Genomic DNA, 12,626 nt, shown 5'->3' on the forward strand with positions numbered 1-12,626 from the left:
TTCAAAAATACACGAACTGCCGCAAACATTTATCAATCGATCATTCTTTTCTAAGATTGTCGGTAACGGCACACCACTTTTTCCAACCAATCGATACTGGCAAAAAGCAGATAGCCCATCAAAGCAATCAGGAGGATACCCGAAAGCATTTGTGGGTAGTCCATTTTTGACCACGCACTTAAGATCAGATAGCCGACACCATACGTCGTGTTATAGTTTTCGGCAAAAAAGAGGGAAGCCAACGCGATCCCGATACTGACCCGCACACTGGCAAAAAGTGCTGGCATGAGCGCGGGCAAAATAACGAAGCGCAAGACATGGTGCCATTGGTTGGTATAATTTTTCATGACCTGAAAATACGCTGGTGGGATCTTCGTGACTGCATCACGAATCGAGACGATCACTTGAATGACGATCACCGCAAAAATCAAGAGAATTTTTGAGAGATTGCCTAAGCCAAAGAAAATCATAAAGACAGGTAAAAACGCAACTTTAGGAATCGGATATAAAAAGTAAAGCAGTGGACCAAGCAGCCGATCCACTCTTTGGGATCGCCCAATCAAGATTCCTAACGGCACCCCGACTAGCAACGCCCCACTCAACGCCGCAAATACCCGCAGCAAACTGGCACCTGTGTGGATCAGTAAGACTTCTCGCAGTGCCCAAAAACGTTCGGCCGTTTCTAAAGGATTAGGCAGTGAGCGATTGTTGGTCACCCAGCTTACGCCCCACCAAACCACGACAAACGAACAGAAGCCCCAAGCAAAAGATTTGATGGGTTTCATTGCCTCGCCTCCCTCATTTGTTCTTTCAACTGCAAGACGACTTCATAAAAAGCCAACGAGTCTCGTTCCAGCTGGCTGCCGTAAAATGGATTACTGATCGGCGTAACGTCCTGATCTTTTAGCAACAAAATCGTCTGCCCCAAAAACACTGCCTCTTCTGGATCGTGGGTCACCACAATCAAGCTGTTTTGTCTACGCTGCTGTTGGGCAGCGATCAGGGCTTGTGCGTTTGCTTTGGTTTCTTGGTCTAGTGAAGCAGTCGGCTCATCCAATAATAAAACATCGGGCTGTGTGATCAGTCCCCGGCCCATGGCGGCCCGCTGTTTTTGACCGCCGCTAAGCTGATGCGGATAGCGGTCCTGCACCTGCGTCAATCCCAACTCAGCCAAACAGCTGGCGACCCGTTTTTTACGGCGCTCACTGGGCGTTTGATTGATAATCAGCGGCATTTCCAGGGCTTGGTAGACTGTTTGCCAAGGAAACAAATGCAGTTCTTGGAAAACGACCTCGATGTTATCAGGGGAACAGCCTTGGTAAGTGATCGTGCCCGATTGCGGTCGCTGCAACCCTTTGATCAAGGATAAAAGCGTGCTTTTGCCAATCCCCGATTCTCCCAGCAGCACATAAGTCGCGCCTTGTTCAAAACAAAACGAAAGGTTTTTAAAAATGGCGGTGTCTCCATAGGTAAAGGAAACGGCATCGAATAGAATACTCATCAGAGAATAAACTTCTTTCTTCAAATTATTTGTGTTGGTTTTCACATTTTGTGCTATACTATTTTTTGCGTGATTGACAAGAAAGGATGGTTTATGATGTTTCAGACCCTCGTATTTCATGAAATACGTCCCGAAGCAGAACTTTATGATCAGGTGCGCCCGATCAAAGTCGCAGACGGCTATCAAGATGCCTTGCCTCTGCCCTTATTCAATAGCACTTCTCATTTTAAACAACAAATCGACTTTTTGAAAGCAGAAAATTACCATACGTTGACCCTTGCAGAAGTCAAAGATTTTTATTTCCGGCAGCAGCCGCTACCAGAAAAATCCGTGTTGCTGACCTTTGACGACTGTTATCAATCAATGAAAGAATATGCCTACCCACTGTTGAAGGAAGCTGGTTTCAAGGCCACTGCCTTTGTCGTGACCGGCTGGCTTTTTGATGCCCCTCAGCCTTACGAACCAGAAGTTTCGCGGACATTGAGCAGTGCCGAATTAGCCGAAATGAGCGATGTCTTCGAATATGCCAATCATACCGCTCATTTTCACGAACGCAAGAACCAGCAAGGGCGGTCAATGTGGGAAACACCGGCAGCCTTTGCGCAAGACTTACGAAGCTGCAATCAGCACGTGGCCATCAAGGATGTTTTTGCCTATCCCTTTGGCTTTTATGATCAGCAGACGATCGCAACACTAGAAAAGGAAGGCTTTGTTCTGGCATTTACAACCAAACCAGGCATCAATACGACAAAAACCAAGCCAATGGAACTCCATCGGGCAGTCATCCCGTTCTCACTACCAATGGCTGCTTTTGAACAACGATTTAGAAACGAGGAAATGAACCAATGAAAAAAACGATTTTAGCAAGTATCCTAGCACTATTCGCAGTTGGCGCTGCCGCATGCGGCAACACTGGCGAAACAGCAAGTACCAGCAATTCCAGCACTAGCAGTACAGAAGCTGCGGTAACGGATCAAACATTGACGATCGGGGTGTTACCAGCAGAATCAGCGATTCCGATCATTCTAGCAAAAGAAGAAGGCTTTTTCGAAAAGCAAGGATTGACTGTGGAACTCAAATCCTTCACTTCCCCGAATGACCGCAATGTGGCGGTGCAGGCAGGCGAGCTGGATGGTACCATCAGCGATGTCATGACAGAAGCGACCTTCAAGCAAAACGGCATCGATATGACGATCACTTCTGATATTTTGGAAAACTTCAAGATTCTCGCTTCACCGAATTCAGGGATTACTGAGATGAAAGGGTTAGCGGATAAAAAAATCACCCTTGTACCGAATTTCATTTTAGAATACATCATGGATCAATTTGCACAAGAAAATGATTTTACTTATGACATCGTGGATATCGCTTCTTTTTCTGCCCGTTCCGAAGCATTGCTCAATGACCAAGTCGAAGGCGCTGTTTACACGGAACCACAAGCCAGCATGTTGGCTGCCCAAGGGGCGATTGTTTTAGGCAGCTCTAAAGATGCTGGCATCAAAGGCGGGACGCTGCAATTTATGGACGAAGTCATCCAAAATCGACCGCAAGACCTAAAAGCATTCTACACTGCTTACAACGAAGCCATTGATTACATGAATGCTCATTCAGCAAAAGACTATGCCGACATCTTGGCAGACTATCAATTCCCAGATGCTATGAGTACTTACTTAGACAGCCAGGAAGACTATCCTTATGCCCAAGCTGTACCGCAAGAGCAATACGACGCGATCATTGCTTGGACGAAAGACAAAGGACAAATCGACCAAGCATATTCCTACAACGAGTTGACCAATTTCGATTTTTTACCCGCTGACGAATAAGAAACAACAAAAAAGACGCATTTGCGTCTTTTTTTGTCTTTTCACTTCTTTTTGACACTCTTTTTTGCTCGTGGCAAGAAATTCAGGTATACTTTTGACAAATCAGCTGCCATGAAAGGATTTGATTTAATGCCAACGATCGCTGTTTATGCCGACCAGAAAGAAGATACTTGGGAAGCACACTTGACTCACCAGTTAAAAATAAATGAAGAAAGGACCCAGGCTCATCAAACATTCCATAACGAACCTTTAACGATCGACGAATACTTCTTTACAGAAGATCCTGCCCCTTTTCATACGAATCAAGCCGTCAAGCAGCAATTAGCAAGCAATGGCCGCAGCTGTCTGCCACTCGTTTATGTCGACGATCAGCTATTTTGCCAAGGTCGCTTGCCAACGATCCGTGAATGGGAACAATTGACGAAATCTGGGATCACTGTGCAATTTGATGAGTAGCAGCCACTGTTTTCTTTGCCAGACAAAACAACGCACCACGTGCCAATCATAAGCGTTTAGTTCTCCCCCTTCGCGGCAACTGCGTCGGTAACGCCTTTTTCTTCTTACGTTAAACTTCGTTCGCTGATTTTAAAGAATGGATAGTAGATCGCCACACTAATCAGTAAGGAAGCGATACTCCAAAGAACAGCAGGGATATTGCCGCCGGTTGCAAGGTAAGTATTGATAAAGGGCGGTGTGGTCCACGGTGGATTGAACATGATTCGCCCAATGACATTGGTGACCGACAAGAAATACGTTCCGACACATAATACAAGGGGTGTCAGGATGAAAGGAATCATCATAATAGGGTTCATCACGATCGGAAACCCAAAAATGATTGGCTCATTGATACAAAAAATAGCAGAGGGCAAAGCCATCTTCCCTAGGGAACGATAGGCTTTTTTCTTTGAAACTAACATGTTGATGATCAGCCCCAGTGTTGAACCAGTGCCTCCATAGCACAAAAATATGATATAAAACCCGCCTGCAAAAATGTTCGGTAACGGTTCTCCTGCAGTGTAGGCATCGGTATTGGCTGCTAATAAAGCTAGAAAAATCGGATCGCCGATACTCCCCATCACATTGCTGCCATGAATCCCTAAACACCAAAGCAACAAAATCAAAAAGGTATACAACAGCATCCCAGGCAATGTGTTTAGACCAACTGCCAGCGGTGAAAAGATGGCTTGCACGAATTGATTGACATTAAATTCCAACAAGACCCGAATCACCCAGGCACCAGTGATGATGGCAGCTCCGGGAAGCAAGACCGAAAAACTCTTGGCAACTGCGGGCGGCACTTCTGCTGGCATCCGAATCACTAAGCGGTGCTTGAGAAAAAAGCGATGGATCACTACTGTCGCAATCGCTGTAACGATTCCTGTAAACAGACCAGACGCCCCCAAAGAAGCTGGATCGATCGTCCATTCTTCCCCCGCCTGCAGCAGCAAAAACGCGCAGACTGCCAACACGACAGAACCGATCCGATCGATCTCATACGAAGCCGCCAAATAGTAGGCGATCCCGATACAAGCGGCCAGTCCCAAAATCCCAAATGTAAAATTGCTGGCGGCGCCTAGTTTGACGCCAAACTCCCCGACAAACTCGGTCCAGCCGGGAAAAGGCAGATTGGCTAAAATCAAAAAGAGACTGCCGATAATCGTCAGCGGCATCGTAACGGCGACTCCGTTGCGCACGGCAACTAAAAACCGATTTTCACTGATCCTAACCAATTTTGGTGCAAAATTTTCCTGAAACCCTTCAATCAACCGATTCATCCTGTCTCCTCCTACTAAACATCTCGCTTTTTTAATAAGAGTAGCATAAAAAACGCTTTCTGCATTTTTAAAACACTCGACGCCTTCCCGACTCCAAGAATACTGCTGGCTAACTGTTTCTTTGCCAAATGGGTAAAGCCCCTGCCAAATCACGTTCCTTCGACCAAGCGATGGCACCTGACAGCAAAAAGAAACTAATGACCGTCCCTTCCCTCACCGCTAGCGGTAAGCCCAAACTGATTGCTAGCAAGAGCGCCCCCGAAATACAGACTGCATCAACGCCATAACGGTACTGCTTAAATGTCCAACGACTGCGTTGCGCCAGCAAATGACACCAGTGCTCGATTGGAAATTTCAAGACCTGCAACCGTAGGACTTGTCCCGTCGCCGTTCCAGAAATCAAGATCCCACCGATCAAAGCAGCTAGTTGGCTCCAATAATTCGTCAAGTGCAGCGATGCCAAGAAGTAGTAAACAAAGCCATTGATCAAATAGCCGAAAGCCAGCAAAGCGAAAAACATAATCAAGTACTCACTGCCTTTTTGTTTGAGGGACGTCTGCCGCCGATCCAATAGCCAACAGGCAGCTAAAAAGCCCAAATTGATGGCTGTTGTGATGGTGCCGACTTTGATTCCTGACATCGTTGCCAGCGTAACATTCAAGGCATTAAAACTACTGACCCCAACGCTTGCTTTAATGGTCAAGCTGATCCCGAATGCACTCAGCCCATAAAAAATCCCTGATCCTATCCATTGCTTTTCATTCATTTTTTCTCCCACACTTTCGTTATTGCTTTTCTAAGTATGTGCTATACTGACTAAAAACAAATAGGAGATTTCTCCTAGTTTGGAGGAAAAAAGTGAAAAAAACCGCTTATGCCTTGGCAATAAAGCAGGTACCAATCAAAGAAAGCTGCCCCTTGCCGATTCCTGAGGAGATTTTACAAAAAAGTGCCCTCTGGACCTTTGATCATCGAGAAGCGATCCAAAAAGAAACGGTGCCGATGTCGGTCTTTTTTGTCCTATTGACTGGCAAAGCCAAGATCATTCAAACGCAAGAAAACGGCAAACGTGCCTTGCTGCAGTTTCTCCATCCTGGTGATTGCATTGGCGATCTCACGTTGATTGGCGCCGAAACAGTACCGAAAACCGTGGTTGCGATCGGTGAAACAACATGTCTGGGCATTCCGATGCAAGCAGCAGCTCACGGGCTCATGCAAGACCTGGCTTTCGTACAAACACTAGGCAAAACTATCGGTGAAAAATTGCTGCTGCGTATGGATCATTTTTCCGTCAATCAAACCTATCCCTTAGCTTGGCGCCTTGCTCATCTACTGTTGGAAGCTTCGATCGATGATCTTTTTCAAGAAAAATTGACGGAGACCGCCGAATACTTAGGCGTGAGCTATCGCCATTTGACGTATACCTTAAAAGATTTCAAAACGCAAAAACTAGTCACAAAAACTGAAGACGGCTATCGGATCGATGCGCCTGCGCTGCAGACCTTTATCCAAAACCAACAAAAGCAGTAACAAGCAAATAACGACAGCGAAATAGTTGGTATGATGCCCCCCTAAAAGCCAGAGAAAAAGCTGACTCTTGGGGGTGCAACAAGAAAAACCAACTGTTTGCTGTCGTTTTCGGATCGTTGCTTTATTTTTTCGCCAATGCCCAAGCATTGACAGTAACCGTGCCGGTTCCGCTGAGAGCGATCGCCTCGGTCCGTTTTGGATACACGCGAGAGGTCAAACAATATTGCCCGCCATTTAGGAAGATCTCAATCGAAGACGTATCGACAAAAATCTGCAGCTGCGTCAGTTCATCGACCTTGACACTGCGCTGTTTACGACCGTAGCCAGAAACGCCATGATGGATCGTGAAGACACCAGCTTCATAAGCCAAAGTCGTATCTTGCAAAAGTCCAAGCTGGAACTGCTGCAATGGGGCTTCCGCCGTAACTTGCAACTCATATGCCAATTCATCGAAAGACAAGTGCTGCGGTTTCTCTGAAAGCACAATTTTTTGGCTGACTTGCTTGTCTCGCAATTTTTGGAATTCTGGCAAAGGTTCTTGATACAACTGGTCATTTTTGACCGAAAGCTGTCTTGGCAGCGTTGCGGCATGCTGCCAGCCACGAGGGATCGTAGGATTGCTGTACTCAGGACTGGTATCCCCTAGCCCCATCCAGCCCCATAAGATGCGGCGTTTCTGCTCATCTTCAAAGGTTTGCGGGGCATAGAAGTCAAACCCATAATCAAGTTCGCGAAACGCAGAAGTTTCTTTAAACGTCAGAGTCTCCCAATCCACCTCACCAATCAGATACCCTGATTGATGGATATTTTGACAGGCATGTTCTTTGGCAGCCAAGCCTTGCGGTGAGAAGACCAACACATCTTTGCCATCTAAATGGAAGTAATCTGGGCATTCCCACATGTAGCCTAGAGCATAGTCCTCACCGAAAAAGATTCCTCGATAGGTCCATTCATTTAAATTCGTCGATTCATAAATCAAAATTTTGCCTTCGTTTTCCAACGTACGCGCGCCTAGCAGCATGAAGTATTTGTCTTCGTGGGCAAAAACTTTTGGGTCACGAATATGATCGGTAAATCCTTCAGGGTAGTCCTCATGAGGAATCACGACTTCTTGCTTTTCGACGGTATAGCCGTCTTTGCTGATTACATGGACCGTGTTTTGTTCTCTTCCACTAAAGGTATAGTCATGATCACCAGGATGTTTGACATTCCCAGTATAGAAGAAATGGATCGCGTCATTCTCGATAAAGGCAGAGCCCGAGTAGACCCCGTCTTTGTCATAGTCGTGTTCGGGAGAAAGAAACAGCGCTTCTTCTTGAAACGTGACATAATCCGTCGACGTTTTGTGTCCCCAGTGAGGTGGTTCCCCGCCATGGGGCGTTTGCGGTACATATTGATGGTAAAAATGAACCACGCCTTTGAATTGGCAAAGACCATTCGGGTCGTTCATCCATCCTGTTTCTGGCATCAAATGATAGTTCAAGCGCCACGCATCAGCACTGATTTTTTCTGCTAATTCGTTTTGTGTTTGGGCAAGCTGTGCCCAGTATTCCTTCGTTAACAATGCGGTACCTCTTTTCTCTTGCCGATGAACAGCAAGGGATTATTTATTGATTCAACTCTTTGGCTAGCGGTTTGCGCTGCAATTGGACACCAGCAAAACCGACTGCAAAGGCAATCAAAATCACGACAACGTATTTCAGCATGGCACCGAAATCTCCAGTATACAACAACAGTCCTGGTATAAAAGTGATGCCCATCCCAGTGGCAGCTAATTGGAAGACATACGTCGCAAACCCGCCGACTGCGCCCCCCAGCATGCCTGCGCCAAAAATCCGCATCGAGCGTAAGTTGACCCCAAATAGTAAAGGTTCAGTGATCCCAAATAAGGTTGGAACCGCCGCACTGATGGCATTTGAGCGTTTGACTTTGTTTTTATAAATAAATGCCGCAGCAATCGCAGCCCCGAATTGTCCCGCCATACTTGCTGTACCTAAGACTTGTAGGACGTTTTCGCCTGTCGTATTCAATAACCCTAACTCAATAATACTTAACGAATGGTGCAATCCAGTGATCACGATCACTTGCTGAACCCCTCCGTAAATGATATAACCGATGCCCAATGGCGCTTGCACCAAGTAGACGATACTGTTGATGACTGCTCTTTCAGCTACTTGCAAGATTGGTCCTAACGCAAACAAAATCAAGCCTAAAGTAATGACGATCGTTAAGAATGGTGTCACGATCAAATCCATCATTTGCGGAACAAATTTACGGAACCATTTTTCTAGCTTAGAAACTAAGATCCCGACAATAATTGCTGGAAAAATCGACCCTTGATACCCAGAGATCGATAAACCGAATAAGTGCAATGGCTCTGCATCCCCGCTGGCAACTGCCCAAGCGTTCGGCAATTGCGGTGCCACCATCATTAACCCTACCACGATCCCGATGATCGGATTACCGCCGAATTTTTTCGTCGCACTATAGGCGATCAAAACAGGTAAAAAGGCAAAGGCTGTATCCGTTAACATTTCAAACATGGCTAACCAGTCAGCACTATAGGTGACCCCCAACTCGGTCAATAACCCCCGAATCCCCATCAAGAGCCCCGTCGTTACCAAAGCTGGAATCAATGGCACCAAGACATCTGACAACGTGCGGACAACTTTTTGGACGGGTGACAGATTCGAATAAACATCATCTTTGAAGCCAGCTTTTTCAGCGGAGGCGTCATTGCCCATTTCTGCTGCGAAGGCTTGATAAACTTCATTGACTTTTCCTGTTCCAAAAATGAACTGATGCTGTCCCGTGTTGAAAAAATAGCCCTTGCTGCCCTCAACTGCTTCCGCTTTGTCTTTATCTACTAACTGATCGTCTTTCAAAATCAAGCGCAAACGTGTGGCACAGTGTTCAAAGTTTTTGACATTTTCTTTGCCGCCAATAGCTTCTAACACTTGGTCGATCGTTTTTTGTTCCTTCATTTTTCCCACTCCTTTGATCGTCGGTTCATTTGTGGAACCGGTTCTACATCTGTAGATTAACAGAAACCGTTTGCAATTGCAAGCAAAGAAAATAAAAAAACAGAACGCCGCAAATGGTCGTCCTGTTTTCTCTAAAAATATTTGCTTTATTTCTCCTGCTTTTCACGCTTGGCAGTCGACTGTTTGACCACTAATCGATTCGGCAATTCGATCACTTCAGGAACCTCTTCCCCTTGCGTCAGTTTTTGGATTGTTAAGACGGCATCGATGCCTAATTGGACATAGGGATATTGGGTCGTTGTGATGGTCGGATAGACATAATCCGTCGAATCATAGCCGCCAAAGCCGTTCAAGGAAAAGTCTTGCGGCACTTGATACCCTAGTTCATGGGCGGCTTTCAATACAGCAACAGCAATATTGTCGGTAGCACAGGCGATGTACGTTGCCGGTTGATCTTTCAAGAACACAAGAGCTTTTTGGTATGTTTCTCTTCTTGAAAAAGACGTTTCGATAAAGTCGACTTTGACGTTGGGCGTTTGTGCCAAGACATCAAGAAATCCTTTTTTTCGCAAGACACCTACCGCATAATCATTTTCGCTGACACCAACAAATAAATAACGTCGGTGGCCAGCGCTGACTGCATATTCTGCCATGGTTTTGCCCGCTTGATAATCTTCATGGACGATGGAATGAATGCCAGCTAACTGTTGACCTAACAATAAAACAGGCATAGGAACCTCTGCCAGCACCGCTTGCAGCTGCGGCGTGATTTTGCGCGCAAACAGGATCATCCCTGCTACTTTTTGTTTGACCAGCATTTCGATATTTTCTAATTCCCGTTCATCGCTTTGATCAGAGTTGGTGATCAGCATTTGATAGCCGTTTTCCCTTGCCGTCGTATCGATCCCTTTCAACACATCATTTGTCGATGGTGAATTCAGTCTAGGAATGATCACGCCCAGCAATTTCGTGTCTTGGGCTTTCAGCGAACGAGCAAATGTATTGGGGCGATAGCCAGTTTCAGCAATGATCTGATCAATTTTTTTGCGCTTTTCTTCACTGATATAACCATTGTTCAGATAGCGGGAAACCGTACTTTTCGCTACTCCCGCCTTTTCAGCAATGTCCTTGATCGTTGTCATGATTTCCCACCTTTGCATTTTCTTTTATTATAACAATAACTGAAAGAAAAGCGCAGGTTTTGCGTAAAAAACAAATAGGAGGGAAAGATCAAGTATTTTTTTCATCTCCTAATGCTAAGTGCTGATAAAAATAATTGCAGACAAAGTATTGATTCAGATATCTTCTTTTTTACAAGTACTAAGATCAATAAAAAAGAGTGTCTTCAGCAGACATTAAAAACGATTGAGTTTTTCGTTTCCATACTAAGATCATACCCACACAATTCTTTAAAATAATTTTTATAGTCGCTCTCAATAATTCTTATGATGTCGTTGTCTGAAAACTCCTCATACTTAGATAAATCAACTAAAAGGCCCAATTTTGCATCAATCCCAAGAATTTGTGGAATGACCTCCCAAAAGGTTTCTTTCGAAATTGCTTCAATTAGTTGATTTAATCGTTCTACTTGTTTTTCTAAATAGTCTTCCAGCGTGTCTTTCTCTCTTGGCAAACGATCTATCTCTTTTTGAAAATAATTGACATACTCTTTTTTCGTCGCAAACAACATTTTCTTATACTCCTCTCCGCTCTTACTGATTATTCTCACATACCATAAAAGGACTACGCATCCCTTTTCATTTATTGAATACTCTATTTTGTAACTAGTTTTAGATTTGAGAAAACAGCAAAACCTTCATGGGCTTTGCTGCTTTTTTTAATATTGACTAATGTAAGTCTTACCTGTCTTTATTTTTCTTTTTGTCAAAGATAATGATTAAGGTAATTAATAATAGTAGTGATCCAACAATGAGCATGATTCGTTGCCCCGCCATCATTTCCCCAGTATTGGGAAGTTTTGGATCTGCAGGATCTCTTTTGTCATTTTCTGGATTCTCTTTTTCAGGCGAAGTTTGTCCACCATTGTTTCCTTCTTTTTGATAGACATAAATCACTTTTTGGAGGTCATTCGTAAACGTTCCAGAGGCGTTGGTTGGTATTTCCATCACGGTCCAACCAGAAATTTCTTTTGGCTTGCTTTCATATGGCATGTCGACTTTCCCAGTTAGAATCGTTGGCTTCGATAGTTGATTTCCTTCGGTATCCTCATACTTAACTATCACTGGTGCCGCATCAGAGCGATCATAAACGTAGATCACTTCCTGTGGGGCTTCACCAAAAATCCCATGGGCATTGCTTGGTGCCTCTGGCACATACCAACCTGGAATTTCTTTTGGTTCGCTTTCGTAGGGCAGACCAACTTTCCCGCTTAAGATTGTCGGTTCCGACAGTTGATTTCCTTCGGTATCTTCATACTTGACCGTCACTGGTGCCGCATCAGAGCGATCATAAACGTAGATCACTTCCTGTGGGGCTTCACCAAAAATCCCATGAGCATTGCTTGGTGTCTCAGGCACATACCAGCCTGGAATTTCTTTAGGTTCGCTCTCGTAGGGCAGACCAACTTTTCCACTTAAAATCGTTGATTCAGATAGTTGATTTCCTTCAGTATCCTCATACTTGACCGTCACTGGTTCCGCATCCGATCGATCATAAACGTAGATCACTTCCTGTGGGGCTTCGCCAAAAATCCCATGGGCATTGCTTGGTGCCTCTGGCACATACCAACCTGGAATTTCTTTTGGTTCGCTTTCATATGGCAGACCAACTTTCCCGCTTAAGATCGTTGGTTCTGACAGTTGATCTCCTTCGGTATCTTCATACTTGACCGTCACTGGTTCCGCATCCGATCGATCATAAACGTAGATCACTTCCTGTGGGTCTTCGCCAAAAATCCCATGAGCATTACTCGGAGTTTCTGGCACATACCAACCTGGAATTTCTTTGGGCTCGCTCTCGTAGGGCAGACCAACTTTCCCGCTTAGAATCGTTG

The 12,626-nt window shown here is 45.0% G+C and carries 13 protein-coding genes; 4 read left to right on the forward strand and 9 right to left on the reverse strand.

What is annotated here, in order from left to right; all coding sequences use genetic code 11:
* Positions 1-50 precede the first annotated feature (50 nt).
* Positions 51-785 carry an ABC transporter permease gene (locus tag ACIPK1_RS00675; protein WP_008379042.1) on the reverse strand — a complete coding sequence of 245 codons (735 nt, stop codon included), beginning with the start codon at positions 783-785 and terminating at the stop codon, positions 51-53.
* A complete protein-coding gene (locus ACIPK1_RS00680) occupies positions 782-1,501 on the reverse strand; it encodes an ABC transporter ATP-binding protein (protein WP_400449700.1) in 720 nt (239 codons plus the stop codon). Before ACIPK1_RS00680 ends, ACIPK1_RS00675 begins: the two co-directional genes overlap by 4 nt.
* A 96-nt stretch (positions 1,502-1,597) precedes the next feature.
* Here ACIPK1_RS00680 and ACIPK1_RS00685 point away from each other — a divergent pair, with 96 nt between their 5' ends.
* From ACIPK1_RS00685 to ACIPK1_RS00695, 3 genes are read left to right on the forward strand one after another with little or no spacing between them, the layout of a single operon-like run.
* Complete coding sequence (locus ACIPK1_RS00685) at positions 1,598-2,350, forward strand: polysaccharide deacetylase family protein (protein WP_218193384.1); 753 nt, start codon at positions 1,598-1,600, stop codon at positions 2,348-2,350.
* Positions 2,347-3,324, forward strand: a complete 978-nt coding sequence (locus tag ACIPK1_RS00690) for an ABC transporter substrate-binding protein (RefSeq protein WP_301389294.1) — start codon at positions 2,347-2,349, stop codon at positions 3,322-3,324. Before ACIPK1_RS00685 ends, ACIPK1_RS00690 begins: the two co-directional genes overlap by 4 nt.
* 51 nt (positions 3,325-3,375) lie before the next feature.
* Positions 3,376-3,780 (forward strand): arsenic metallochaperone ArsD family protein, encoded by a 405-nt coding sequence (locus ACIPK1_RS00695; protein WP_086317419.1) that lies wholly within the window; start codon positions 3,376-3,378, stop codon positions 3,778-3,780.
* 104 nt (positions 3,781-3,884) lie between these two features.
* On the opposite strand, the gene ACIPK1_RS00700 is transcribed toward ACIPK1_RS00695, so the two are convergent.
* Together ACIPK1_RS00700 and ACIPK1_RS00705 are read right to left on the reverse strand one after the other, a co-directional pair.
* Positions 3,885-5,099, reverse strand: a complete 1,215-nt coding sequence (locus ACIPK1_RS00700; protein WP_400449703.1) for a PTS sugar transporter subunit IIC — start codon at positions 5,097-5,099, stop codon at positions 3,885-3,887.
* A 109-nt stretch (positions 5,100-5,208) separates the two neighbouring features.
* Complete coding sequence (locus ACIPK1_RS00705; RefSeq protein ID WP_042890341.1) at positions 5,209-5,865, reverse strand: YitT family protein; 657 nt, start codon at positions 5,863-5,865, stop codon at positions 5,209-5,211.
* Positions 5,866-5,957: 92 nt separating this feature from the next.
* Between ACIPK1_RS00705 and ACIPK1_RS00710 the strand changes: the two genes are divergently transcribed.
* Positions 5,958-6,629 carry a cyclic nucleotide-binding domain-containing protein gene (locus tag ACIPK1_RS00710; RefSeq protein WP_301389296.1) on the forward strand — a complete coding sequence of 224 codons (672 nt, stop codon included), beginning with the start codon at positions 5,958-5,960 and terminating at the stop codon, positions 6,627-6,629.
* Positions 6,630-6,750: 121 nt separating this feature from the next.
* Here the strand turns inward: ACIPK1_RS00710 and ACIPK1_RS00715 are convergent, their stop codons facing one another.
* The 5 genes from ACIPK1_RS00715 to ACIPK1_RS00735 all read right to left on the reverse strand — a co-directional run.
* Positions 6,751-8,193, reverse strand: coding sequence for a glycoside hydrolase family 32 protein (locus ACIPK1_RS00715; protein ID WP_301389297.1), 1,443 nt, complete (start codon positions 8,191-8,193; stop codon positions 6,751-6,753).
* 43 nt (positions 8,194-8,236) lie between these two features.
* Positions 8,237-9,613 carry a PTS transporter subunit EIIC gene (locus ACIPK1_RS00720; protein ID WP_016613622.1) on the reverse strand — a complete coding sequence of 459 codons (1,377 nt, stop codon included), beginning with the start codon at positions 9,611-9,613 and terminating at the stop codon, positions 8,237-8,239.
* A gap of 146 nt (positions 9,614-9,759) precedes the next feature.
* On the reverse strand, positions 9,760-10,755 hold the full coding sequence (locus ACIPK1_RS00725; RefSeq protein WP_008379063.1) for a LacI family DNA-binding transcriptional regulator: 996 nt from the start codon (positions 10,753-10,755) through the stop codon (positions 9,760-9,762).
* A 203-nt stretch (positions 10,756-10,958) separates the two neighbouring features.
* Positions 10,959-11,303: a DUF7006 family protein gene (locus ACIPK1_RS00730; protein WP_061054418.1), complete on the reverse strand. Its 345-nt coding sequence runs from the start codon at positions 11,301-11,303 to the stop codon at positions 10,959-10,961.
* A gap of 169 nt (positions 11,304-11,472) precedes the next feature.
* Positions 11,473-12,626 (reverse strand): MucBP domain-containing protein (locus ACIPK1_RS00735; RefSeq protein WP_400449706.1); only part of this gene is annotated, 1,154 nt, incomplete at its 5' end.

Source organism: Enterococcus sp. NPDC086594, assembly GCF_044746145.1.
Lineage (GTDB): Bacteria > Bacillota > Bacilli > Lactobacillales > Enterococcaceae > Enterococcus_D > Enterococcus_D entomosocium.